Source organism: Halomicrococcus gelatinilyticus (assembly GCA_024227995.1).
Classification (GTDB): domain Archaea; phylum Halobacteriota; class Halobacteria; order Halobacteriales; family Haladaptataceae; genus Halomicrococcus; species Halomicrococcus gelatinilyticus.
This window is the reverse complement of sequence record CP100465.1, coordinates 1,353,874-1,375,426: the sequence shown is the minus strand read 5'-3', so window position 1 is coordinate 1,375,426 and position 21,553 is coordinate 1,353,874. Positions and strand designations below refer to the sequence as shown.

At 69.2% G+C, this 21,553-nt stretch carries 26 protein-coding genes; 16 read left to right on the top strand and 10 right to left on the bottom strand.

Features of this window, described 5'->3' with window-relative positions; translation table 11 throughout:
- The first annotated feature begins 67 nt into the window (after positions 1 to 67).
- Positions 68 to 241, top strand: a complete 174-nt coding sequence (locus tag NKT36_RS07340; protein ID WP_327053372.1) for a DUF5786 family protein — start codon at positions 68 to 70, stop codon at positions 239 to 241.
- A 203-nt stretch (positions 242 to 444) separates the two neighbouring features.
- Here the strand turns inward: NKT36_RS07340 and NKT36_RS07335 are convergent, their stop codons facing one another.
- Positions 445 to 1,302: a YkgJ family cysteine cluster protein gene (locus NKT36_RS07335; RefSeq protein WP_327053305.1), complete on the bottom strand. Its 858-nt coding sequence runs from the start codon at positions 1,300 to 1,302 to the stop codon at positions 445 to 447.
- Positions 1,303 to 1,404: 102 nt separating this feature from the next.
- On the opposite strand from NKT36_RS07335, the gene NKT36_RS07330 reads away from it, so the two are divergent.
- The 3 genes from NKT36_RS07330 to NKT36_RS07320 all read left to right on the top strand — a co-directional run bounded on the left by NKT36_RS07330 (position 1,405) and on the right by NKT36_RS07320 (position 3,146).
- On the top strand, positions 1,405 to 2,082 hold the full coding sequence (locus tag NKT36_RS07330) for a TIGR00266 family protein (protein WP_327053304.1): 678 nt from the start codon (positions 1,405 to 1,407) through the stop codon (positions 2,080 to 2,082).
- Between the two features lie 114 nt (positions 2,083 to 2,196).
- Positions 2,197 to 2,610 (top strand): hypothetical protein, encoded by a 414-nt coding sequence (locus NKT36_RS07325; RefSeq protein ID WP_327053303.1) that lies wholly within the window; start codon positions 2,197 to 2,199, stop codon positions 2,608 to 2,610.
- A 107-nt stretch (positions 2,611 to 2,717) separates the two neighbouring features.
- Positions 2,718 to 3,146 carry a universal stress protein gene (locus NKT36_RS07320; protein WP_327053302.1) on the top strand — a complete coding sequence of 143 codons (429 nt, stop codon included), beginning with the start codon at positions 2,718 to 2,720 and terminating at the stop codon, positions 3,144 to 3,146.
- A 14-nt stretch (positions 3,147 to 3,160) separates the two neighbouring features.
- Here the strand turns inward: NKT36_RS07320 and NKT36_RS07315 are convergent, their stop codons facing one another.
- The gene (locus tag NKT36_RS07315; RefSeq protein WP_327053301.1) at positions 3,161 to 3,370 is read right to left on the bottom strand and encodes a hypothetical protein; all 210 of its coding nucleotides are present in this window, start codon (positions 3,368 to 3,370) and stop codon (positions 3,161 to 3,163) included.
- A 119-nt stretch (positions 3,371 to 3,489) separates the two neighbouring features.
- Between NKT36_RS07315 and NKT36_RS07310 the strand changes: the two genes are divergently transcribed.
- From NKT36_RS07310 to NKT36_RS07290, 5 genes are all read left to right on the top strand, one after another.
- Complete coding sequence (locus NKT36_RS07310) at positions 3,490 to 3,717, top strand: hypothetical protein (protein WP_327053300.1); 228 nt, start codon at positions 3,490 to 3,492, stop codon at positions 3,715 to 3,717.
- 156 nt (positions 3,718 to 3,873) lie between these two features.
- The gene (locus tag NKT36_RS07305) at positions 3,874 to 5,193 is read left to right on the top strand and encodes an O-acetylhomoserine aminocarboxypropyltransferase/cysteine synthase family protein (RefSeq protein WP_327053299.1); all 1,320 of its coding nucleotides are present in this window, start codon (positions 3,874 to 3,876) and stop codon (positions 5,191 to 5,193) included.
- The gene (gene metX, locus NKT36_RS07300; protein ID WP_327053298.1) at positions 5,194 to 6,456 is read left to right on the top strand and encodes a homoserine O-acetyltransferase MetX; all 1,263 of its coding nucleotides are present in this window, start codon (positions 5,194 to 5,196) and stop codon (positions 6,454 to 6,456) included.
- A gap of 54 nt (positions 6,457 to 6,510) precedes the next feature.
- On the top strand, positions 6,511 to 6,957 hold the full coding sequence (locus NKT36_RS07295) for an MOSC domain-containing protein (RefSeq protein ID WP_327053297.1): 447 nt from the start codon (positions 6,511 to 6,513) through the stop codon (positions 6,955 to 6,957).
- 187 nt (positions 6,958 to 7,144) lie between these two features.
- Complete coding sequence (locus NKT36_RS07290; protein ID WP_327053296.1) at positions 7,145 to 8,062, top strand: DUF4352 domain-containing protein; 918 nt, start codon at positions 7,145 to 7,147, stop codon at positions 8,060 to 8,062.
- A gap of 54 nt (positions 8,063 to 8,116) precedes the next feature.
- Here NKT36_RS07290 and NKT36_RS07285 read toward each other — a convergent pair whose 3' ends face one another.
- Together NKT36_RS07285 and NKT36_RS07280 are read right to left on the bottom strand one after the other, a co-directional pair.
- Entirely contained in the window at positions 8,117 to 8,905 is a 789-nt protein-coding gene (locus NKT36_RS07285) for an aldo/keto reductase (protein WP_327053295.1), read from the bottom strand.
- Between the two features lie 349 nt (positions 8,906 to 9,254).
- Positions 9,255 to 9,845, bottom strand: coding sequence for a protoglobin domain-containing protein (locus NKT36_RS07280; protein ID WP_327053294.1), 591 nt, complete (start codon positions 9,843 to 9,845; stop codon positions 9,255 to 9,257).
- A 141-nt stretch (positions 9,846 to 9,986) separates the two neighbouring features.
- Here NKT36_RS07280 and NKT36_RS07275 point away from each other — a divergent pair, with 141 nt between their 5' ends.
- The 3 genes from NKT36_RS07275 to NKT36_RS07265 all read left to right on the top strand — a co-directional run bounded on the left by NKT36_RS07275 (position 9,987) and on the right by NKT36_RS07265 (position 12,072).
- Complete coding sequence (locus NKT36_RS07275; RefSeq protein ID WP_327053293.1) at positions 9,987 to 10,454, top strand: cupin domain-containing protein; 468 nt, start codon at positions 9,987 to 9,989, stop codon at positions 10,452 to 10,454.
- 160 nt (positions 10,455 to 10,614) lie between these two features.
- Positions 10,615 to 10,935 (top strand): 4Fe-4S dicluster domain-containing protein, encoded by a 321-nt coding sequence (locus NKT36_RS07270; RefSeq protein ID WP_327053292.1) that lies wholly within the window; start codon positions 10,615 to 10,617, stop codon positions 10,933 to 10,935.
- Positions 10,936 to 11,052: 117 nt separating this feature from the next.
- Entirely contained in the window at positions 11,053 to 12,072 is a 1,020-nt protein-coding gene (locus NKT36_RS07265) for a hypothetical protein (protein ID WP_327053291.1), read from the top strand.
- A gap of 10 nt (positions 12,073 to 12,082) precedes the next feature.
- Here the strand turns inward: NKT36_RS07265 and NKT36_RS07260 are convergent, their stop codons facing one another.
- Positions 12,083 to 12,247, bottom strand: a complete 165-nt coding sequence (locus NKT36_RS07260) for a DUF6757 family protein (RefSeq protein ID WP_327053290.1) — start codon at positions 12,245 to 12,247, stop codon at positions 12,083 to 12,085.
- 95 nt (positions 12,248 to 12,342) lie between these two features.
- Positions 12,343 to 13,140: a PHP domain-containing protein gene (locus NKT36_RS07255; protein ID WP_327053289.1), complete on the bottom strand. Its 798-nt coding sequence runs from the start codon at positions 13,138 to 13,140 to the stop codon at positions 12,343 to 12,345.
- 126 nt (positions 13,141 to 13,266) lie between these two features.
- On the opposite strand from NKT36_RS07255, the gene NKT36_RS07250 reads away from it, so the two are divergent.
- Positions 13,267 to 13,551 carry a DUF5789 family protein gene (locus NKT36_RS07250; RefSeq protein WP_327053288.1) on the top strand — a complete coding sequence of 95 codons (285 nt, stop codon included), beginning with the start codon at positions 13,267 to 13,269 and terminating at the stop codon, positions 13,549 to 13,551.
- A gap of 119 nt (positions 13,552 to 13,670) precedes the next feature.
- Entirely contained in the window at positions 13,671 to 15,737 is a 2,067-nt protein-coding gene (gene ligA / locus NKT36_RS07245; protein ID WP_327053287.1) for an NAD-dependent DNA ligase LigA, read from the top strand.
- 38 nt (positions 15,738 to 15,775) lie between these two features.
- Here the strand turns inward: ligA and NKT36_RS07240 are convergent, their stop codons facing one another.
- From NKT36_RS07240 to NKT36_RS07230, 3 genes are all read right to left on the bottom strand, one after another.
- On the bottom strand, positions 15,776 to 16,681 hold the full coding sequence (locus NKT36_RS07240; RefSeq protein WP_327053286.1) for an ABC transporter permease subunit: 906 nt from the start codon (positions 16,679 to 16,681) through the stop codon (positions 15,776 to 15,778).
- Positions 16,678 to 17,595: an ABC transporter ATP-binding protein gene (locus NKT36_RS07235; protein ID WP_327053285.1), complete on the bottom strand. Its 918-nt coding sequence runs from the start codon at positions 17,593 to 17,595 to the stop codon at positions 16,678 to 16,680. The genes NKT36_RS07240 and NKT36_RS07235 overlap by 4 nt, the downstream gene beginning before the upstream one ends.
- 139 nt (positions 17,596 to 17,734) lie before the next feature.
- Entirely contained in the window at positions 17,735 to 17,989 is a 255-nt protein-coding gene (locus NKT36_RS07230; RefSeq protein ID WP_327053284.1) for a hypothetical protein, read from the bottom strand.
- 177 nt (positions 17,990 to 18,166) lie between these two features.
- Here NKT36_RS07230 and NKT36_RS07225 point away from each other — a divergent pair, with 177 nt between their 5' ends.
- Entirely contained in the window at positions 18,167 to 18,778 is a 612-nt protein-coding gene (locus tag NKT36_RS07225) for a hypothetical protein (protein ID WP_327053283.1), read from the top strand.
- Positions 18,779 to 18,787: 9 nt separating this feature from the next.
- Positions 18,788 to 20,539 carry an excinuclease ABC subunit C gene (locus tag NKT36_RS07220; RefSeq protein ID WP_327053282.1) on the top strand — a complete coding sequence of 584 codons (1,752 nt, stop codon included), beginning with the start codon at positions 18,788 to 18,790 and terminating at the stop codon, positions 20,537 to 20,539.
- A gap of 86 nt (positions 20,540 to 20,625) precedes the next feature.
- On the opposite strand, the gene NKT36_RS07215 is transcribed toward NKT36_RS07220, so the two are convergent.
- Complete coding sequence (locus NKT36_RS07215; RefSeq protein WP_327053281.1) at positions 20,626 to 21,408, bottom strand: hypothetical protein; 783 nt, start codon at positions 21,406 to 21,408, stop codon at positions 20,626 to 20,628.
- Positions 21,409 to 21,553 lie beyond the last annotated feature (145 nt).

Sequence of the window (21,553 nt, the reverse complement as noted above, 5' to 3'; positions counted from 1 at the left end):
TCCGTGGAAACCAGTTATTATCCGTTACATTAATACTGCACAGCCGCCAAGTATGGGTGTGGTTGCCATGTCAATGGGTGCCTATGACGAAGACGAACACGAGCGCCGTGAACGGAAAAACAGTTCCGTGGACGCCAGCTTCGACGACGAGCGATCCAGCTATCACGGGACTGTAGAGTACGACTCCGGCACGTCTGCCGAGGACCTGCTCGAGCAGTTCGAGGAGATCAAGTCGCAGTAGGTCGGCTCCCCAGTGGAGAGCGCCGGATTGCTCGCTTCTCGCCGATTCCGTTCGAACCAGGTCAGCTATCGCCGCCAGCGACCCCGCTTCTCTTTTATGCACTGCGGACGCGTACCGAGGATTTCGTCGTAGCGTAGCGACCGGGGAGCGGTGAGTGGCTGGAGTGCGGCGAGCAGACCGTTCCCAACCAGGGCAGTGGCCCGTCACCAGCCGGGGGTCGACGGCGCGCCGCGGTCGTCCTCGATCCGCTCGGCGACGTCGGGGTCGGGAGCCTCGTCGCCGGTCGTCCCGGCGGTCGCTTCCCACTCGGCGACGGCACGACCCGCCCACGAGTCGGCGGCGGCCGCTCGCTCAAGCGCCGTCTCGAACCGCTCGCGGTCGACGTCCGTCGTCCCGGGGCGCGCGGCGACGGCGGCAGCGACGAACCGGGCCCGGTCGTCGGCCGTGAGTTCGTCGGCGCGTGCGCGGTCGACCACCCCGTCGAGGTCGTCCGGGTCGGGGTAGACGAACACCTTCTGGCCGACCGCCTGCGGTCCGAGCAACAGTCCCGAGAGCGACGTCGGCGGGTCGCCGTCGAGCAGTCGTTCGCCGCCGAACGCCGACTCCACGCGCTCACACTCCGTCTCCGCGTCGAGTTCCAGGTTGTGGCCGGGGTACTCCGCGCACTCGGTCGGGTACTCCTCGCGGTCGTGGATGCGACACTGCAGCGTCGTCGGGTCGAGGAAGACGCAGGTCGGCAGCCAGTGCGCGTCGGTGCCGAACGGCTCGACCGGCTTCGCCGTCTGCCGCAGTCCGAGGAAGAAGACCGGCTGCCCGTCGATGGCGGCCAGCTCGACGCCGTCGACGGCGGCGCCGTCGTCGGCCCGCCAGAGGCGCGGCGTGAGCGCGTCGGCCAGCCCCGCGTCGAGGAACGCGCGAGCGTCGTCGCGCGTGAGCGGCACGAGGTTGTACGCGTCGTCGAGCGGCCGTCGCGCTCCTCGACGTTCGTGATCCGACGCTCCGTCGCCGACGGCGCGCCAGTCGATACAGCACCCCGCACAGCCCTCGCAGTTCACCTCCATGACCCGCCACGCTACGCCGCGCGGTCGATTAAATCGTGTGGGCGGCGGTCGTCCGGCACGGCGACCAGCTATATGCGACTGGGTCGCGTGCCGGACGCCGGCATGGATTACGAGAAGGTCCACCAGCCGTCGTTCGCGGAGTTCGAACTGATGCTCGACGCCGGCGACGCCGTCCGGACCGAGGCGGGGTCGATGGTCAGCTACTCCGGGTCGATGAGCGTCGCGTCCGGGGACGAGGAGGACGCGGACCGTGGTCCCTTCGAGGGGCTGGAACGCGCGGCGCTGAGCGACTCGTTCGTCGTGAACACGTTCGAGGCGGACGGTCCGGCGACGCTGACGCTCGCGCCGCCGTTCCCGGGTGACATCTCCCCCTACGAACTCCGCGGCGAGTCGCTGTACGTCCAGTCGACGTCGTTCCTCGCCGCGGAGGCGGCGGTCGACCTCGACGTGGCGTTCGACGGCGAGCGGACCTTCTTCGGCGGACGGGACACGTTCCTGCTCGAACTGGTCGGGGCCGGCCTCACCTTCCTCTCCAGTTACGGTGCCGTCTCGGTGGTGAGCCTCGACTCGGGCGAGCGCCACGTCGTCGACACCGGCCACGTCGTCGCCTTCGAGGACAGCGTCGACGTCGAGGTCCAGCGCGTCGACGGGCTGACGTCGGCGATGGACGACGAGGGGCTGGTCTGCGAGTTCGAGGGCCCTGGCAACATCTGGCGACAGTCGCGCAGCCCCGACGCCTTCCTCGCGTGGCTCGGTCCGAACCTCCCGGACCGCGAGTGACTCTCGGCGCGTTCCGTCGGCGAGGTGTCGGTCAGTTACCCGACGGATGACGAACCGCGTATCTTTCACCCTGGTCTCCGATACCATTTACTTCCGGAGCGTCGAGTCCGGCGTATGGACCGACGGAAGTTCCTCTCGCTCGCCATCGCTGCGCTGGGGGGCTGTCAGGTTCTCTCCGCTTCCAGGGCGCGACTCGAGTATATTTCCGTGTCGAACCTCGACGACGCCCCACACACCCTGGCGATACGGGTCCTCTCGGACGGGACGGCGGTGTACGACGACGAGATCAGGGTTCGACGCAGCTCGGAGTTCGGGACGAGCGAGAACCCTGCGCCCGTGATCGACGAGGACTGGATGGACGACCCGTCGACGTTCACGGTCAAAGCGAGGTTGACGGGCGGCGACTGGTACGTGAAGACGTTCCCGAACGAGGCGCGCCCCGGCGATTGCTACGTGGTGGCGATCCAGATCACGGAGGGCGGGGCGCTCACCATGCCGTACGACGAAAGCGCTGCCGGGTGCGGGTGAACCGCGGTGGGACGTGCCAGCGACGCGTGACGGCTACCGGAGCTACGTCCACCGACCGACCGTCCCCGCCGACATCCCTTTCTCCGCCGCGGGCGAGTAGGGACGTGATGTACGATCGCATCCTCGTCCCGCTGGACGAAAGCGAGGAGTCCGAACGCGTCCTCGACCACGCGCTCGACTTCGCGGACGCCGCCGACGCCACCGTCCACCTCCTCTCGGTCGTCGACGAGAAGGTGCTGCCCCGCGACGTCGCCGAAGACATCCTGTTCGACAGTCTCGACGCGGTCGCGACCGAGACCGTCGACGAGGGGGTCGACGCCGCCGAGGACCGCGGTATCGACGCAGACGGCGATGTCGTCCACGGCAAGCCCGCGAAGGCGATACTGGACGCCGCCGGGGACGCCGACCTCGTCGTGATGGGGACCCACGGCCGCCGGGGCGTCGACCGCGTCCTGCTCGGGAGCGTCTCCGCGCGGGTCGTGCGCAAGAGCCCGGTTCCCGTCCTGCTCGTCCCGGTAGGCGGCAGCGAAGCGTAGCAGGGGGAGTGAGGTCAGTCGAGGTCCGCGACGCCGAGGACGACCAGCGCCGAGTAGCCGAGCAGGCCGAGGACGAGCGCGAACGCGAGGAACAGCGTCGGCGCGGAGAGGTAGCGGGCCGTCCGGTAGGGGAGGACGAGGCGGCCGAACCCGAGGAGGACGAAGCTGACGAGCGTGAGCGCCAACGCCGCGAGGCCGGCGAGCGTGAACGTCCGCTGTCGCATCGACCGATTCGAGTCGCCGGAGTGGCATAGTGGTGTCGTTCACCGCGCGCGGCGAGCGAGAGAGGCACGCCCGACGCGTGTCACAGGATTGACGGGGTGGCGGTGCGAACCGCCGCCCGATGGCCGACCCTGCCCCCGACGTCGCCGACCTGGACGGGACGGTGGACGACCTCCGCCGCACGGTGACCCGACTGCGGGTCGTCGTCTTCGTGCTCGTCTCGCTCGAACTCCTCCGCCTGCTCGGCGCCGTCTTCGCCGGTGCCGCCGTCGACAGCACCGTCCTCGTCGCGCTGTTCGGCGTCGGCGTCCTCGTGGTCACGTTCCTGCTCGCGACGCTGACGGCGTGAGCGCCGTACCGTTCCGCGGCGGTTCCGGCCGGGTCCGTACCGTTTCCATGCCAGGTGTTACCACCTCCGTCGACCCGTCGGTTCAGCCCTCCGGACGGCCGCAGCTCCTGTCGTAACCGCTGGTTATAAATCTCTCCACGAATATGCCTGTAGTACATGACCAACGACGAGGGCCGACGGCGGGCGGCGGACGGACCGGGACTGGGGACCCGCAGCGTCCACGCCGGGCAGGAGTCCGACCCCGCGACCGGCGCGGTCGCGCCCCCGCTCTACCAGACGACCTCCTACGAGTTCGAGGACGCCGACTACGCGGCCGACCTCTACGCGCTGGAGCGCGAGGGCGACATCTACTCCCGCATCTCGAACCCCACGACCCGGATGCTGGAGGAGCGCCTCGCCTCGCTCGAAGGCGGTGCGGGTGCCGTCGCCACCGCTAGCGGCATGGCCGCCCTCGACGCGCTGACCCTCGTCCTCGGCGAGCAGGGGGACAACGTCGTCTGCTCGACGGACACCTACGGCGGGACGACGACCTACCTCTCGGCGAACGCCGAGAAGCGCGGCGTCGAACCGCGGTTCGTCGACACCCTCGACTACGCGGCGTACGAGGACGCGGTCGACGGCGACACCGCCTACGTCCACGTCGAGACGATCGGCAACCCCTCGCTGGTCACCCCGGACCTCGAACGCGTGGCCGAAATCGCCCACGAGGCGGGCGCGCCGCTGGTGGTGGACAACACCTTCGCCACGCCCGCGCTCTGTCGCCCGCTCGAACACGGCGCCGACGTCGTCTGGAACTCCACGACGAAGTGGATCCACGGCAGCGGCACGACGGTCGGCGGCGTGCTCGTCGACGGCGGGACCTTCGACTGGACCGACCACGCCGACGCTTACCCCGAACTCGCCGACGACAACCCCGCGTACCGCGACACCGACTTCGCCCGCGACTTCGCGGACGCCCCGCTCGCGGCCGCCTCCCGCTTCCGGTCGCTCCGCAGCCTCGGCAACCAGCAGTCGCCGTTCGACGCCTGGCAGACCCTTCAGGGCCTGGAGACGCTGCCGCTGCGCATGGAGCGCCACTGCGAGAACGCCGCCGTCGTCGCCGAGTACCTCGCCGACCACGACGACGTGGCGTGGGTGGCCTACCCCGGGCTGGAGCGCCACGAGACCCACGAGAACGCGGAGCGGTATCTCGACGACTACGGCGGGATGGTCGCGTTCGGCCTGGAGGCCGGTTACGAGGCGGGCAAGGCGTTCTGCGAGACGACCGAACTCGCCAGCTTCCTCGCCAACATCGGCGACGCGAAGACGCTGGTCATCCATCCGGCGAGCACGACGCACGCACAGCTATCGCCCGACGAGCAGCGCGAGGCCGGCGTCACGCCCGACCTCGTCCGCCTCTCCGTCGGTATCGAGGACCCGGCCGACCTGCTCGCCGACCTCGACCGGAGCATCGAGCGCGCGACGGAGGTAGCGTAGATGACGGGCACACGCGACCCCGCGAACGGCACACGCGCCAGGAACGACACACGCGCCGCGAGGGACCCCCGCGACCTCACGTCCGGACACGTCTCCCTCGGCCGGTTCGAGTTCGAACGCGGCGGCGGCGTCCCCGACCTCGAGGTCGCCTACGAGACGTACGGCGACCCGTCCGACGACGCCGTCCTGGTCTGTCACGCGCTCACCGGCAGCCACCAGGTGCGTCTCGGACGCGGTGCGGCGCGGTCGAGCGAACCGGAGCAGGACGACGAACTCGCCCAGGCAGCGGGCTGGTGGGACGAGGTCGTCGGCCCCGGCGCTCCCATCGATACCACCGACAAGTTCGTCGTCTGCGCGAACGTCCCCGGCTCCTGCTACGGCACCACCGGTCCGTCGAGCGTGGACCCGCGGACGGGCGAGCCGTACGGCTCGGACTTCCCCGCGGTCACCGTCGGCGACTGGGTGCGCGCGCAGCGCCGCCTCCTCGACTACCTCGGCGTCTCCGTCCTCCACACCGTCGTCGGCGGCAGCGTCGGCGGCATGAACGCCATCGAGTGGGCGAAGCGCTACCCCGACCGCGTCGAGCGCGTCGTCCCCATCGCCACCGGCGCGCGCCTCGACCCGCAACTGGTCGCGCTCTCGGCCGTCGCACGCCGTGCCCTCGCCGTCGACCCCGCGTGGCAGGGCGGCGACTACTACCCCGACCACCCCGACCGGGGGCTGGCGCTCGCCCGCCAGATCGCGCACGTCACCTACCGGTCGAAGCCGTCGATGACCGACCAGTTCGGTCGCGAACTGGCCGACTCCCCGCCGCGGGAGTTCGCTCCCGGGGCCGTCCCTCCGTCGCCGGGCGACGGCCGCGAGGACGACGCCTACCGCTCGGTCGAGAGCTACCTCGACTACAACGCCTCGCAGTTCGTCGACCGCTTCGACGCCAACAGCTACCTTCGGCTGACGCGCGCGATGGAGACCTACGACCTCGCGGCCGGTCACGAGTCGGACGCCGACGCGCTCGCCGAGTTCGACGGCGAGGCGCTCGTCTTCTCGTTCACGTCCGACTGGCACTTCACGACCGCGCAGGGCGACGCGCTCGCGACGGCGTTCGACGAGGCCGGCGCGGACGCGACCCACCGCGTCGTCGAGACCGACTACGGCCACGACGCGTTCCTCGCCCGGCCCGAACTCATCAGCGCGCCGCTGCGCCGGTTCGTCTCGTCCGGCAGCGACTTCGCACCCGTCCACGCCGGCCTGTTCGCCAACTGACCGCCGGGCTGTGTCGACCCTACGTTTATATCTCCCCGCTGGGAAGCGACCCGCATGGACGGCACTGGCGAGGTCGCGGCGCTCCACGTCGCACCCGAGTCCGGCGCAGCGACGGAGTCGGTGGGGTCGGTCGAGGCGGTCGCGGGCAGCGGACTCCGCGGCGACCGCCACTTCGACCCCGGGATGGACGGCAACGACCTGACGCTCATCGAGGCGGAGACGCTAGAAGCGGTCGAGCGCGAGGCCGACATCGAACTCGCCGACGGCGCTCACCGCCGCAACGTCACGACCCGCGACGCGGCGCTGAACCACCTCGTCGGCGAGCGGTTCCGCGTCGGGGACGCCGTCTGCGAGGGCGTCGAACTCTGTGAACCCTGCTCGCACCTCGAATCGTTGACCGAGGACGGCGCGCTCTCCGCGCTGGTCCACCGCGGCGGCCTCCGGGCGAGGGTCGTGAAGTCGGGGGACATCAGCGTGGGCGACCCGGTCGAGCAGCGGTGAGCGCCATCGCATCACGTCTCTGGCCGGAATCCTCCCGGTTTCTGGCGGTCGAACTGCGACGGCCACAACTCCTTTCCGGGGAGGGACGATGGATTCTACGCCGATACGGTCGGAACTCTTGAACGGTCCCGTCTGGACTCAAATTGCTTACATAGACTTTATTTAGCACTCCATATATAAATTACCCATGCGCCGTAGAAGATTTCTGACGGCGTCCGGAACTGCCTTCGTCGGGTCCGTCCTGGCGGGCTGCACCGGCGGTTCCGGGCCTGATAGCGGTGGGGGCGACGGGTCGACGACAACCACGACGGGACGGGGGGATGGGACGACGGGTGGCGGTGACGGGACGACCACCGACGACGGTGGGACCACCAGTCAAGGGCCGTCGTTCACGATCACCTCCCTGGACGTGCCGAAGGAGGCCGTCATGGGCGACGAGCTCACGCTCAAGGCGGTCGTGAAGAACACGGGCGGCCGTCCCGGTGCGTTCAGTTCACCCATCCGGGTGTCGGGCAGCGGCGACGGCTGGCACAAGGCGACCGACATCGAGACGAAGATCATCGACCCGGGCCAGACAGCGAAGTGGTCGGCCGGGTACAGGTACCCCTACGCCGGTCGAGCAATCTTCCGGATTCCGAACGCACAGCGAGCGTTCACGGTCGACGTCAGCCCGCGGACGTTCTCGCTCGGCGGGACGTACGTCAGCCCGGTCGACACCGCGCTCACGGTCAACGACGTGACGCCGACGAGTCGCTACAGCTACAACCCGCCGAACGGGAGTCGGCGAGAGGTTCCCGCCGGCGACGGTCGGCAGTGGGTGTTCGTCGCCGTCGTCGCCGGCAACCGACTCGAGTCGGCCCAGGGAACCGCCTCTCGGTCCGACATCACGCTCATGGTGGACCCGCCGGGCGAAGACGGGACGACCGAGGTCGGGCCGGCGGGCATCGCGAAGGAGGACGGCCGGTACGAGTCGTCCGAGGTCGAGTCCGGCGGGACCAACCGCGGCTGGATCGCCTACGAGACGTCGTCCGAGGCCTCGATACGGTCGGTGCGATGGCAGGGCACCGACGGCATCGGCCGGTGGGACGCTCGCTGGTCGCCGTGAGCGAGAGCTAGCCGGCCTGCGGTCGAACGCCGGCCTGCGCGAGACCGTGCGCAGCTAGTTCCACGGGGCCGCGTCGGGGTCGATGAGCCGGCGCTCGCGGTCGATGGCGTCGATCGTCGCGACGTCCTCGTCGTCGAGGTCGGGCGTCTCGAAGTTCTCCCGGAGGTGACCGTCGCCGGTCGCCTTCGGGATGGGGACGACGTCCTTCGCGTGGAGCCACGCGAGGCTGACCTGCGACGGCGTGGCGTCGTGCTTCTCCGCTACCTCGCGCAGTTCGGGCACGTCGCCGGCCTCGCCCCGCAGTATCGGCGCGTAGGCGACGAGGGTGACGTCGTGCTCGTGGGCGTACGCCCGGAGGTCGTCCTGCTGGAGTAGCGGGTGTACCTCGACCTGGTTGGCGACCACGGGTGCGTCGAGTATCTCACACGCCTCGTCCAGCAGCGCGGGCGTGAAGTTGCTCACGGCGACGTGGCGGGTCGCCCCCGCGTCGTGCAGTTCGTCGAACGCCGGAAGCGTCGTCTCCGGGTCGTAGGCACCCGTCGGCCAGTGGACGTACAGCAGGTCGACGCGGTCGACGCCGAGGCGGTCGAGGCTCTCCTCGACCGTCCTTCGCACGTCCTCGGGCGCGAGGTTCTCCGGGTGGACCTTCGTCGCGAGGAACACCTCCTCGCGGTCGACGTCGGCGCGTGCGATGCCTTCGCCGACGGCCGCCTCGTTGTCGTACATCTGCGCCGTGTCGACGTGGCGGTACCCCATCTCGATGGCCGACTCGACCGTCGCGGCGCACTGTTCGTGGTCGTCGTTCCCCGACGTTCCCAGGCCGGGACTCGGTATCTCGGTCACGACTCGGGAGATGAGTGGCGGGCGCAAAAAAGCAGGTGTAGCGGTCAGGTGGACGCCGACCGGGGCCGTCGCTCCAGTCGAAACGAACGGGTGTGGGATACCGTGACTCCCGACCGCACCCGGGACTCGTTGGCCAGTTGAACTGTCGGGGTGGGGCGGGTGACTTCGCGTTACGCGACGTGGATGGGGGATGGTGACGTACCCCCCTGCGTTTCGCGTGGAACTGTGCCCTTTGCTCGCACCCGGGGAGGGTTTCGCCTGCGTTCCCGTCTCCACGGGTCGGTCCGTCGTATCCCTGCTTTCTCGCCGGCGGCCGCGGCGGGAGACGCGACCGTCGTCCGCGGTCGGGTCAGAACTCGCCGTCGCGGACGTACGGTTCGCTCCACAGCGTCACCTGCAGGACGACCGTCTTGAACCAGGCGTCGTACATCTTCTCGACCGTCTCCTCGTCGTGGTCGCCGTTCGCCAGGTACGGGCGCATCGTCGCCGTGATGGGATAGATGAACGCCGCCATGTACCGGTAGGGGATGTGGTCGACCGAGTCGACGTCGTCGGTCTCGTTCTTCTTCTCGTGGGTGTGCCGGAGCCCGATCTCCTGCTGGTAGTCGAGCCAGTCCTCGTCGTACGGCGGGTCGCAGGTGTCGCGTATCCACTGGGCGAACCGCTCCCTGACGCGGTCGAGGTACTCGTCGATGGGTTCGCCGTCGGGCGTGCTGAAGTACTGGACGAGATGCTCGTGGTCGGCGACGAACCCGTACCAGGTGTCGAGCACGTCGTCGACCTGCCCGTCGAGCACCTCGCCCGCCATGCGCAGGTGCCTTTCGTCCTCCTCGGTGAACATCACCGTCTCCTGTAACAGTTCGAACTCCTCGTCGTCGATGGGTGACTCGGCGACGGACGGTTCGCCGAACGTGTACCCGGGGATGCTCTCGTCGCTCATGCGTGACCGCGTCGTGCGACGGCGCGGGCGAGCAAAGGCGTACTGGCCGCCGGAGAGGCGCTGATACACCACGTCCTCCCTCCCGAAGGCCGGCGTGCCGCCACCGGAGCAGTTTTTTCACGCGGGGCGGTACCACGGGGTATGGAGAAGATTCGCATCGACGACGCGAAGTCGTACATGGGTCCGGCCGACGTGAAGCGACCGCTGACGAAGGAACTCGGCACCGAGAACGTGGCGCTCAACTACTACGAACTCGCGCCGGGCGACAGCTTCGCGTTCGGCTACCACGCCCACGAGGACCAGGAGGAGGTGTTCTACGTCCAGTCCGGGACGGTGACGTTCGAGACGGCGGACGACCCGGTCGCGGTCGGAGCGGGCGAGGCCGTCCGGGTCGCCCCTGGCGAGTTCCAGCGCGGCGTCAACGAGGGCGACGAGCGGGTCGTCGCGCTCGCCGTCGGCGCACCTCGCGACGCCGGCGAGACCGAGGTGCGTCGCCACTGCGAGGACTGCGGCGAGCGCACGCCGAACGACATCGAGATGACAGAGGACCGCGACGCGCTCGTGACCCGTTGCGTCGACTGCGGCGCGGTGACCGGTCGGTTCGACTGAGTACTTAAATCTCACGTCCGGCCGAATCGCCGAACGCTCGTGCTCGGTCCTCTCGCTGCCGTTTTTAGCCCTACCTAAACTTTCGCCGGCGGCACCACCTTTAAGTTCTGACGGGAGGTTTAAGTACTGCTTTCGCGTTGGTACGTGCAGGTGAACATCGATGGCTATCGACCCCCAATTCACTGAGAACAGAGAGAAGGTAGACGAGCACGAGGGCCACGACGTGTGGGGTCCGGTCGACGAACCGGAGGAACTCGGCATCCACGGCACCCACGTCGCCGTCGACTTCGACCTCTGCATCGCCGACGGCGCGTGCCTCGAAGACTGCCCGGTGGACGTGTTCGAGTGGGTGGACACCCCCGACCACCCCGAGAGCGAGCGGAAGGCCGACCCGGCGAACGAGGCCCAGTGCATCGACTGTATGCTCTGTGTCGACGTCTGCCCGGTCGACGCGATCGACGTCGACGCCGGCCGCGTCTGATCGGCCGATACTTCGTTCGACGCCCTGGAGACGCCGACGTCGTCCCCGTCTCGAATCACTCAAACGCTTCTTTGAGCCTACTGAAAGGCTTTACCCGACCGGAGCGAGGCGTGCAGTATGCGACGCCGCAGACTCATCGCCCTCCTCGGTGCCGGCGCGCTCGCCGGCTGCGTCGGCCAGCTCCGCGAGGGGGCTGACGGACCCACCGACTCGACCACGCCCGGCGGAACCGACGACGGAACGACGACCGGGACGACCACGGACGGAACGACGACCGGGACGACCACGGACGGAACGACGACCGACGAACCGCCCGCCGACGACCCGGTTCCGGTCGAACAGTCGCGGTTCGAGGGCGAGCCCTGTCCCGCCTTCGTCGACGACACCACCTGCTACCACGCGCTCGATACGGGCGTCCACGAGACGGCGTACGTCGTCCCGGGGGACGAGGTGCTGGCGCGTCCGAGCGACTCGACGACGTTCACGCTGTACAACGGCGGCGACGAGTCGGTGGGGATGAACCCATTCGCGTGGACGGTGGCGAAGCGCGTCGACGACGGCTGGGCCTACGTCGCCCCGCACGTCGTGCCACAGCCGTACACCCACGTCGAGCCCGGCACCCGGTTCACGTGGCAGTTCGGCATCGGGGACGCGGACGTCGAGGAGGACGCGATGGGCAGTCGCGCGAGGGTGGAGCACCTCGGTCCGGGCGTCTACGCGTTCGCCCACGCTGGCGCGCTCGCGCTGTTCGAGGTGACCGGCGACACGCTCGCCCTCGACGCACCTGACGTCGCCGCCACCGAGCGCGACGGCGACGTCCTGACGGTCAGGACGGCGAAGGCGGAGGGGGCCGATTCGCCCGAGACGCTGGTGCTGGAACGCGCGTCGCCCGACAGTACGCCGGCGACGCTCGTCACGGAGCAGGCGATCCAGTCGTACGCGCTCCGGAACGGACTGCCGTATCTCACGGAGACGGACGTCTCGACGGTGCGCGTCGAGACGGACGGGGTCGGGATGGTGCAGACGATCCTCGCCGCGGCCTACCGCGACCCGACGACCGAGAACGAAGCGCCGCCGAAGGCGGAACGAGTCTACGACTACGCCGGGACCGTCTTCCGGGCGACGGTGGAGGACTGACGGACCGAAGTTACTCGAACTGGTCCGCGTCGAACTCCTGCTCGATGGCGTCCAGCGCGTCGGTCTCCGAGAGTTCCTCGAACCGCTCGCGGAAGTGTTCGTCGCAGAGGCCGACCCGAACGCCGTCCTTCTCGGGGGCGAAGGTCGCTTCCCTATCGCAGTAGTGACACTGCATACGCCACGGTAAGGACTCGACGTACCTTAACGCTACGCCGCCTTCCTGTCAATCGCGGGGATAATCTTTCTCCGTCGGCCGGCGCGACGGTCCCGTCAGTTCCCCAGCGACACCGCCGACCGGAAGTGGCGGTACTCCGGCTTCGACAGTCCGGCTTCGCCGAGCGCGTCGTCGTGTGCGTCGCTGCCCCCCGTCGGGACGAGGTCGTGGTCCGCGATGGCCTTCTCGACCGGGCGGTGGTCGACCTCCTGTCCGTAGGGGTAGTACCGCTCGACGGCGTCCAGTTCGCTCGTCAACTCCAGGGCGGCCGCCGGGTCGTCGTAGCGGAACGGATGTGCCAGGCCGACGAGCCCGCTAGCGTCGGAGAGCAGTTCCACGCCTCGCTCGAACCCCGTCACGTCACGGGCCACGTAGCAGGGGCGGCCGTTGCCGATGAGTTCCGCGAACGCGTCGCCGACGTCGTCGTGGTCGGTGTCGGGGTGGGCCGCGATGGCCCGCGCGACGTGCGGCCGGCCGAGGCCCTCCCGGATGTCCACGTCCAGGTCGACGCCGAGGCGGTCCTCGACGCACTCGACGATGGCCCGCCCGCGCTCCTTCCGGTCCTCCTGGAGTCGCCGCAGTTCCGCCGCGAGCTCCGTCGTCGGGTAGACGCCGTAGGCGAGCAGGTCGACCCGTTCGCCGCCCTCGGGTTCGACGCGGAGTTCGATGCCGTGGACGACGGTCACGCCGTCCACGACGGCGACGGGCGTCGAGAGGTCGGGGTGGAGTCGGTCGTGGTCCGTTATGGCGACGACCGACACGCCCGCGTCGCGGGCGGCCTCCGGAACCTCGTCGAGGGCCATCGCCCCGTCGGAGTTGGTCGTGTGGACGTGCAGGTCCGCGAAGACGCTCATGCTCTCCCTGTGTCGCGGCCCGGCAAGGCGTTTGCGGTGGGCGATTAAACGTGTTTTAGGCCCTAGTACGCAACCCCATTCCCTTGTGGACAAAGTTTATAATTATCTTTACTCCTGTTTCTGGTGATGACGCTCAAGCAGGCCACGCGACTGCTCGACGACCACCAGTACCCGACCGACACCGCCGGACTCGTCGACGCCCACGGCGATTACGAACTCGACCTGCCGAACGGGTCCGAGACGCTCGCCGAAGTGTTCGAACGGATGGGCGAGGAGACGTACGACTCGGCCCACGAGGCCCGCGAGGCGATGTACTGCGCGCTCAGCAGCAAGGCCATCGGCCGCCGTCACTACAGCGACCGCGACCCGATGCCGCTCGGCACGTTCGGTCCCGACCAGGTCTCGTTCTGACCCCGGTCGCTGGTCTGGCCTTCCCTTTCGCCTGTTCTCGTCGCTGGAGCACCGCCCGCGAGCCACCGCCGGCGTTCTCCCACGAACTTATAACCCGGGACGGAACGACCAGTGAAACGATGGCATCGGTGAGCGCGGAGAACCCATACGTCGAGTCGCCGCCGACCGACTTCGCGTCGGTCGACGAACTGGACGCCGATGAGGCGCGCGAGCAGGCCGAACAGCTCCGGGAAGCGATTCGCTACCACGACTACCGCTACTACGTCGAGAACGACCCCGTCGTCGCCGACCGCACCTACGACGCTCTCTTCTCGCGGCTGCAGGACCTCGAAGCGGCGTTCGACGTCCAGACCGAGGACAGTCCGACGCGCCGGGTCGGCGGCGAACCGGTCGCGGAACTCGGCACGGTCGAGCACGTCGCGCCCATGCTCTCCATCGACTCCAGCGGCGACCCCGACGACGTGCGGGCGTTCGACGACAGGGTCCGGCGGACGCTGGGCGTCGACGACGTCCGTTACGTCTGCGAGCCGAAGTTCGACGGGCTGTCGGTCGAGGTCGTCTACGAGGACGGCGAGTACGTCCGCGCGGCGACGCGCGGCGACGGCGAACAGGGCGAGGACGTCACCGAGAACGTCCGGACCATCGCGAGCGTGCCCGAGCGCCTGCGCGGCGACCATCCCGACTTCCTCGCCGTGCGCGGCGAGGCGTACCTGCCGCGCGACGCCTTCCAGCAGCTCAACCGCGAGCGCGTCGAGCGCGGCGACGACCCGTTCGCCAACCCGCGCAACGCGGCCGCGGGCTCGCTCCGGCAGCTCGACCCGTCGGTCACCGCCGACCGCCCGCTCGACTGTTTCTTCTACGACGTGCTGGACGCCTCCGCGGAGTTCGCGACGAACTGGGAGGAACGCGAGACGCTCCCGACGTACGGGCTCCGGACCAACGACCGGACCGAGCGCGTCGACGACGTCGAGGCCGCCATCCGGTTCCGCGACGCCCTGCAGGCCGACCGCGAGGACCTGAACTACGAGGTCGACGGCGTCGTCGTCAAGGTCGACGCCCTCGACCGCTGTGAGGAGCTCGGAACCACCTCCCGGCACTACCGGTGGGCCTACGCTTACAAGTTCCCGCCGCGCTCGGAGGAGACGCCGGTGACCGACGTCGTGCTCCAGGTCGGCCGGACGGGGCGGGTGACGCCCGTCGCGCTCCTGGAACCGGTCGACGTCGGCGGCGTCACCGTCTCGCGTGCGAGCCTCCACAACCCCGCCGAGATAGCGGCGAAGGACGTCAACGTCGGCGACGTCGTGCGCGTCGAGCGGGCCGGCGACGTCATCCCCTACGTCGACGAGGTGGTCGAGAAGCGCAGCGAGGGCCACTACGAGATGCCGGACCGCTGTCCGGTCTGCGACAGCGCCATCGAGCACGACGGCCCCATCGCCTACTGTACGGGCGGCCTCGCCTGCGACGCCCAGTTGCGCCGCGCCGTCGCGTACTACGGCAGCGACGACGGCCTCGACATCGACGGCCTCGGCGAGGAGCGCGTCGACCAGCTCGTCGACGCCGGCGTAATCGAGGACAGCCCTGCCGACCTCTACCGCATCGAGGCGTCCGACCTGCTCGACCTGGACGGCTGGGGCGAACGCAGCGCCGAGAACTTGCTCGAGGAGATCGAGGCGTCGCGGAACCCGCCGCTCGCGTCGTTCCTCTCGGCCATCGGCATCCCGAAGGTCGGGCCCGCGACCGCCCGCGACCTCGCCCGGGAGTTCGGGACCCTCGACGCCGTGATGGACGCCTCTCGCGAGGACCTCGAATCCGTCCCGGACGTCGGTCCGACGGTCGCCGACCAGATCCGGGAGTTCTTCGACTCCGACCGCAACCGGGCGGTCATCGCGGACCTCCGCGAGTACGTCGACCCGCAGTCGGCCGAGACCGGCGGCGGCGACGAACTCGCCGGGCTGACGTTCGTGTTCACCGGGTCGCTCGACAGGCCACGGGGCGAACTGTCCGACCTGGTCGAGCGCCACGGCGGCAACGCGACGGGTAGCGTGTCGGGCAACACGGACTACCTCGTCGTCGGCGACAATCCGGGGACGACGAAGCGTGCGGACGCCGACGCCGAGGGCGTGCCGGAGCTGTCGCCGGCGGCGTTCCACGACCTGCTCGAAGAACGGGGCGTCGAAGTCGAGTAACCCGGCACGCTATGGTCGAGAAGGGTTCGCGAACCGCGTCAGAGGTCGGCCTTCTGGAAGAGGAAGTACCCGATGGCGACCGGGACGAACAGCCAGACCAGCATGTAGACGACGACGAAGAGGTCGCTCGCCCAGAGGGGGACCGTCTCGTTGATGGCCTTCGCGGCGGTCTGCCACCGACCGACCGTCTCGATTGCGGAACTGCCACTGAACATGCGGACGCGGGCATTGAGCGCGCTGTCGAAGATGACGCTCCCGAGCAGCGACTTGTACGCGGCGGTCGGGTTCAGTAGCTTGAGGAACATGATGGCCTTGAACTGCGTGGCGGTGCTGACGCCCACCGTGTCCTTGAGCAGGCCGCCGACCTGGTTGGCGAAGGCGTTCCAGAGCACGACGAAGGAGATGTAGATGCTCATCGCCAGCCCCATGGCGCGACGGCTGGTGCTGACGCTAGCGGAGATGCCGGTGGCGAGCCCGACGAACACCACGCCCAGCAACAGCGTCAGCAGCACGAACGCGAGGTAGTTGACGATTCTGAACTCCAGTCCCGCGCCGACCAGCGCGACGGCCGAGACGACGACGCCGACGAGGATGGCGAGGCCGACGACGGCGGCGCGCCCGATGACCTTGCCGAACACCATGGCGTCCCGCGAGTGAGGCAGCGAGAGCAGCAGCTTCAGCGTCCCCGACTCGCGCTCGCGGGTGATGGACGCGTACGCCACGACGATGGAGATGAGCGGGACGATGATCGACGACCCCTGCCGCATCAGCGAGAGGTAGTCGTCCGTGGTGACGCCGCCCTCCGACGAGAGGCCGATGACGCCGCCGGCGATGAGCAGCGCGGGGCCGGCGAAGATAGCGATGAACAGGACGGTCAACACCCACAGCCAGCGCGAGCGGGAGGCGTCCTGGAAGTCCTTGGACGCGACGGCCTGCCAGGTCATGCCGACACCTCCTCGCCCTCGGTGTAGGTGACGAAGATGTCCTCCAGCGACGTCTCCTCCGTCTCGAAGTCGGTCACGTCGACGCCGGCGCTCTCGAGCGTGGCGATGGCCGTCGTCTTGGCGTCGGGGTCGCAGTCGACGTACAGCGCGTCACCGTCGCGGGTGACGCCCGAGACGCCGTCGACGGCGCGGACCTCCTCGACCGCGCTGTTCGGGACCGACGCCGTCTCGACGCGGAGCGTCGTCTCCGCGCCCGTCGTCTCGCGCAGTCCCTCGATGCTGTCCTCGGCGACGAGCGTGCCGTCGCGGAGGATGCCCACGCGGTCGCAGACCGCCTCGACCTGGCCGAGGACGTGGCTCGAGAAGAAGACGGTCGTGCCACGGTCGGCCTCCTCGCGGACGATCTCGCGCATCTCGCGGGCGCCGTTCGGGTCGAGTCCGGTCGACGGTTCGTCGAGGATGAGGAGGTCGGGGTCGCCGACCAGCGCCATCGCGAGCGCGAGGCGCTGACGCATGCCCTTCGAGTAGCCGCCCGCCTTCCGGTCGGCGGCGTCGAGGATGCCCACGCGGTCGAGCAACGCCTCCGGGTCGTCGTCGCTCTCCTTCGACTTGGTCGCGAACTCGACGTGCTGGAGTCCGGTGAGCCGGTCGTAGACGGAGAATCCCTCGGGCAGCACGCCCGTCCGCTGGCGGATGGCGACGCTGTCCGCCTGGGCGTCGCGGCCGAGAACGCGGACCGACCCCTCGGTGGGGCGGATGAAGTCCAGGACCAGGTTGATGGTGGTCGATTTGCCGGCCCCGTTCGGGCCGAGGAAGCCGTACACTTCCCCTTCTTGCACCTCCAGGGAGAGATCGCTGACGGCGGTGAGGTCGCCGAAGCGTTTCGTCACCCCGTCGAGTTCTATCGCAGCCATGGTTCCGGGTTACGGTAACGCACATAAAATGTTACTGTTCCATGCCGGGTGGTGGCACTCCTCTGTGTGCCGCGGAAACCGCCTCACGTGGCAGTTCAGGGATGCCTCGTCGTTCGGTTGCGGCGACGCAGCCTCCGTCTCAGATCGTCTCGTCCGGGTCGTGTTTCTCGGCCATGCGGGCGGCCTCGCTGGCGTAGCGTTCCAGGTCGTCCTCGTCGTCGACCGGTGTGAGGCGGTCGGGCGAGACCTCGATGGCGGCGGTCGCGTCGCCGCCGAGGTGCGCCGCCTTCTCCTTGCGCAGGTAGCGCTCGCCGTCCGGCGTTGCGTACACCAGCGTGACGAGGTCGCGCTGGGAGTACGTCCGCTCGACCAGCCAGACCCGTTCGTCGTCCATGTTCCTCCGTTCCCTGCCACCGGGTTTGAATCTGGCGGGCTGCGACGCTGCGTCGACGTCGTGTGAGCGCTGCGGCGGTCGCCGGCGACACACCCGCGACGCCGTGCGACCACCGCGTCGCTTGCTCGCGGAATCCGGGAGCCGCAACCTTATTCTTCCCCGTCATTGCACCGGTACATGATGAGTGAGTCCCCGCTGTCCCAGACGTCGGACGACCGTCTGGCGGAACTGTTGTTCGCGGGCGAAGAAGTCGAAGAGGAGATCCCGGTCGGCGGCGCCCGGATCGTGGTGACGAGCCACCGCGTTCTCGCGTTCACGCCCGAGGGCGACGAGCGCCTGTTCGACCACGCGGACCGGCCGAACGTCGTGGACGCACGGGTCCGGACCGCCGGCCGGGGACAGTACCTCTCCTGGGCGGTCCGGAGCATGGTGTACGGGGGCGTGCTCGTCGGGTTCGGGACGCTGTTGCACAACAGCGGCGTCCTCGCCACGGTCGGGGGGTCGAACGTCCCGGGCGGCCGGGCCATCGGCGGCGTCGACCGGGCGATCCGGGTCGCCTCGGACCTGTTCGGCGTCCTCACCGACGTCTTCCTGTTCCTCGGCGTCGCGCTGCTCGTTCTCGCTGCGGCGTTCGCCGTCCGCTACTACGCCAGCCAGTCCGAGGAACTCGTCATCGAGCGCCTCGGCAGGGACGCGATCTGCATCCCCGCAGACGCCGAGCGGGCCGAGACGGCGGCGCGCCAGATACGCGGCATCGTTGGGACAAGTTCAAACCGGCGGAACGACTAGGCGGCGTCGATGGACGCCGCCACGGTCCGGGAACGTGCGGGGGAGCTACCGCGCGAACCCGGGGTGTACCAGTTCCTCCAGGGGGAGACGGTCCTCTACGTCGGCAAGGCCGTCGACCTCCGCGCCCGCGCTCGCTCCTACGCCGACCCCCGCAGCGACCGCATCGCGCGGATGGTCGAGCGCGCCGACGCCGTCGACTTCGCCGTCACCGACACCGAGACGCAGGCACTGTTGCTGGAGGCGAACCTCATCAAGCGCTACCAGCCGCGGTACAACGTCCGCCTGAAGGACGACAAGTCCTACCCGCTCGTCCAGGTGACCGGCCACGAGTTCCCCCGCATCGAGATAACGCGCGACCCGGACCGGGAGGGCGCGACCGTCTTCGGCCCGTTCACGCGCAAATCCGTCGTCGAGACCGTGGTCAAGGCGCTCCGGGAGACGTACGGCGTCCGCGGCTGCTCGGACTACAAGTACGCCAACCGCGACCGCCCCTGCCTCGACCACGAGATGGGGCTCTGCACCGCACCCTGCACCGACGAGATCGGGCGCGAGGCGTACCTCGCGGACGTCGAGAGCGTCGAGCGGTTCCTCGGCGGCGAGACGGGCGTGCTCGCGGACCCCCTGCAGCGCGAGATGGAGCGGGCGGCACAGGAGCAGGCGTTCGAGCGCGCGGCGAACGTCCGGGACAAGCTCGACGCCGTCGAACGGTTCCACGGCGGTGACGGGGAGGCCATCGCGGCCGACAGCGACGAGCACCGCGTCGACGTTCTCGCGGCCGTCGTCGAGGGGGAGACGGCGACCGTCGCCCGCCTGCACAGCGAGCGCGGCCAGCTCGTCGACCGCGACCGGCACGCGCTCTCCATCCCCGACGACGGTCAGGACTCGCCGGGCGACCCGGTCGCGGCCGTCCTCGCAGCGTTCGTCCCGCAGTTCTACGCCGAACGCGACCTGCCCGACGCCCTCCTGCTCTCCGAGCGCCCCGGGGACGCGGACGTCGTCGACTGGCTCGAACGCGAGGGCGTCGCCGTCCGCGTCCCCGGCGCGGGGCGGGAGGCGACGCTCGTCGACCTCGCGCTGAAGAACGCCCGCCGGGGTGCCAGCGAGCCCGACGAACTCCGCGCGCTCGCCGACGCGCTGGACCTCGACTCGGTCGCGCGCGTCGAGGGCTTCGACGTGAGCCACGCCCAGGGGTCGGCCGTCGTCGGCAGCGACGTCGTCTTCACCGACGGGTCCCCCGAGAAGGCCGACTACCGACGCAAGAAGCTCGACGAACGCAACGACGACTACGCCAACATGCGGGCGCTGGTCCGCTGGCGCGCGGCGCGCGCGGTCGAGGGCCGCGACGACCGCCCGGACCCCGACCTGCTGCTCGTCGACGGCGGCGAAGGGCAACTCGACGCGGCCCGGGAGGCGCTGCGTGAGGTGGGCTGGGACGTCCCCGCCGTCGCGCTCGCGAAGGCGGAGGAGCTGGTCGTCACGCCCGACGGGACCCACGACTGGCCGACCGACGCGCCGCAGCTCCACGTCCTCCAGCGCGTCCGTGACGAGGCCCACCGCTTCGCGGTGCAGTACCACCAGACGCTCCGCGACGACGTCTCCACCGAACTCGACGGCGTCGACGGCGTCGGTCCGCAGACGCGCCGGAAACTGCTCCGTCGGTTCGGCAGCGTCGACGGCGTCCGGTCCGCCTCGGACGACGAACTCCGCGCCGTCGACGGCGTCGGCGAGAAGACGGTCGCGGCGCTCAGGCAGCGTCTCTGAAGCCCCACGCCGGTGCCGCAGCTATCCGGGTAGCGTCCGAGAGGATGGGTCGACGTCGGTGTCGCAGCGAGGACCGCTATCGGGCGCTAGTTGCCGTGGCCCTTCTTCTTGCCGTTCCCCTTGCCGGGGTGGTCGTCCTCGTCGTCTTCCTCTTCTTTCTGCTCGTTCTCGTCGTCCTGCTCTTCCTCTTCTTTCTGCTCGTTCTCGTCGTCCTGCTCTTCCTCTTCTTTCTGCTCGTTCTCGTCCTGCTCTTCCTTCTCGTCGTCCTTCTTGTCGTTGTTCGCGTGTTCGGGCGGGCCGCGCTCGCCCTCCTCGTCGTCTTCCTGTTCGTCGTCCTCCTCTTCTTCCTGCTCGTCCGTCTCGTCGTCGGCGTGTCCGGGGTTGTTCTCGGTCACCCACTGGGAGATGGCCTGGCCGGGGTTGTCGACGCTGTCGTCTTCGATGACCTCACTGACGAAACCCGAGACTTCCTGGCCGAACGGTCCCTCCTCGTCGTCCTCTTTCTGGTCCTCCTCGCCGGAGTCGCTGACCGTCAGCGTCGCCGTCGTCGTCGCGGTCAGGTTGCCGTGCTCGGCGGCGACCTCGACGGAGACGTTCTGCGAGGGCGCGGGCAGTCCCACCGTGCCGTTGGCGTCGGTGGTGTACGTCCCCTCGCCCGCGTACGAGCCGTTGTCGAGCGCGGTGACGTTGACGGTCGCGTTCTCGACGGCGGTGCCGTTCTCGGTGACGGAGACGGTCACGCCGTCGGCCTGCTCGACGTTGACGGACAGTCCGTCCGTTCCGCTCGTACCCGCGATGACGGGCGCGGCGACGGACGCCAGGAGGACTGCCGCGAGCGACACAGCGAGCAAGTTTCGTTTCGTGCTCATGCAGGTTGTACGACCGCCGGGGAAAAGATAAAGGGGGACTCTCGTTCTGGAAAGTTATTTCTCTCCACGAAGGCGTCAGATAGTACGAGAACGTTCAAAACGGTATCTGAAGGTTCAAAACCGGTCTTCGAAACAGTCGAGTAAC

Bases quoted from the DNA above. Each gene is read 5' to 3' on its own strand.
- NKT36_RS07340 (WP_327053372.1), top strand. From the start codon at position 68: ATGTCAATGGGTGCCTATGACGAAGACGAACACGAGCGCCGTGAACGG.
- NKT36_RS07335 (WP_327053305.1), bottom strand. From the start codon at position 1,302: ATGGAGGTGAACTGCGAGGGCTGTGCGGGGTGCTGTATCGACTGGCGC.
- NKT36_RS07330 (WP_327053304.1), top strand. From the start codon at position 1,405: ATGGATTACGAGAAGGTCCACCAGCCGTCGTTCGCGGAGTTCGAACTG.
- NKT36_RS07325 (WP_327053303.1), top strand. From the start codon at position 2,197: ATGGACCGACGGAAGTTCCTCTCGCTCGCCATCGCTGCGCTGGGGGGC.
- NKT36_RS07320 (WP_327053302.1), top strand. From the start codon at position 2,718: ATGTACGATCGCATCCTCGTCCCGCTGGACGAAAGCGAGGAGTCCGAA.
- NKT36_RS07315 (WP_327053301.1), bottom strand. From the start codon at position 3,370: ATGCGACAGCGGACGTTCACGCTCGCCGGCCTCGCGGCGTTGGCGCTC.
- NKT36_RS07310 (WP_327053300.1), top strand. From the start codon at position 3,490: ATGGCCGACCCTGCCCCCGACGTCGCCGACCTGGACGGGACGGTGGAC.
- NKT36_RS07305 (WP_327053299.1), top strand. From the start codon at position 3,874: ATGACCAACGACGAGGGCCGACGGCGGGCGGCGGACGGACCGGGACTG.
- metX (WP_327053298.1), top strand. From the start codon at position 5,194: ATGACGGGCACACGCGACCCCGCGAACGGCACACGCGCCAGGAACGAC.
- NKT36_RS07295 (WP_327053297.1), top strand. From the start codon at position 6,511: ATGGACGGCACTGGCGAGGTCGCGGCGCTCCACGTCGCACCCGAGTCC.
- NKT36_RS07290 (WP_327053296.1), top strand. From the start codon at position 7,145: ATGCGCCGTAGAAGATTTCTGACGGCGTCCGGAACTGCCTTCGTCGGG.
- NKT36_RS07280 (WP_327053294.1), bottom strand. From the start codon at position 9,845: ATGAGCGACGAGAGCATCCCCGGGTACACGTTCGGCGAACCGTCCGTC.
- NKT36_RS07275 (WP_327053293.1), top strand. From the start codon at position 9,987: ATGGAGAAGATTCGCATCGACGACGCGAAGTCGTACATGGGTCCGGCC.
- NKT36_RS07270 (WP_327053292.1), top strand. From the start codon at position 10,615: ATGGCTATCGACCCCCAATTCACTGAGAACAGAGAGAAGGTAGACGAG.
- NKT36_RS07265 (WP_327053291.1), top strand. From the start codon at position 11,053: ATGCGACGCCGCAGACTCATCGCCCTCCTCGGTGCCGGCGCGCTCGCC.
- NKT36_RS07260 (WP_327053290.1), bottom strand. From the start codon at position 12,247: ATGCAGTGTCACTACTGCGATAGGGAAGCGACCTTCGCCCCCGAGAAG.
- NKT36_RS07255 (WP_327053289.1), bottom strand. From the start codon at position 13,140: ATGAGCGTCTTCGCGGACCTGCACGTCCACACGACCAACTCCGACGGG.
- NKT36_RS07250 (WP_327053288.1), top strand. From the start codon at position 13,267: ATGACGCTCAAGCAGGCCACGCGACTGCTCGACGACCACCAGTACCCG.
- ligA (WP_327053287.1), top strand. From the start codon at position 13,671: ATGGCATCGGTGAGCGCGGAGAACCCATACGTCGAGTCGCCGCCGACC.
- NKT36_RS07240 (WP_327053286.1), bottom strand. From the start codon at position 16,681: ATGACCTGGCAGGCCGTCGCGTCCAAGGACTTCCAGGACGCCTCCCGC.
- NKT36_RS07235 (WP_327053285.1), bottom strand. From the start codon at position 17,595: ATGGCTGCGATAGAACTCGACGGGGTGACGAAACGCTTCGGCGACCTC.
- NKT36_RS07230 (WP_327053284.1), bottom strand. From the start codon at position 17,989: ATGGACGACGAACGGGTCTGGCTGGTCGAGCGGACGTACTCCCAGCGC.
- NKT36_RS07225 (WP_327053283.1), top strand. From the start codon at position 18,167: ATGATGAGTGAGTCCCCGCTGTCCCAGACGTCGGACGACCGTCTGGCG.
- NKT36_RS07220 (WP_327053282.1), top strand. From the start codon at position 18,788: ATGGACGCCGCCACGGTCCGGGAACGTGCGGGGGAGCTACCGCGCGAA.
- NKT36_RS07215 (WP_327053281.1), bottom strand. From the start codon at position 21,408: ATGAGCACGAAACGAAACTTGCTCGCTGTGTCGCTCGCGGCAGTCCTC.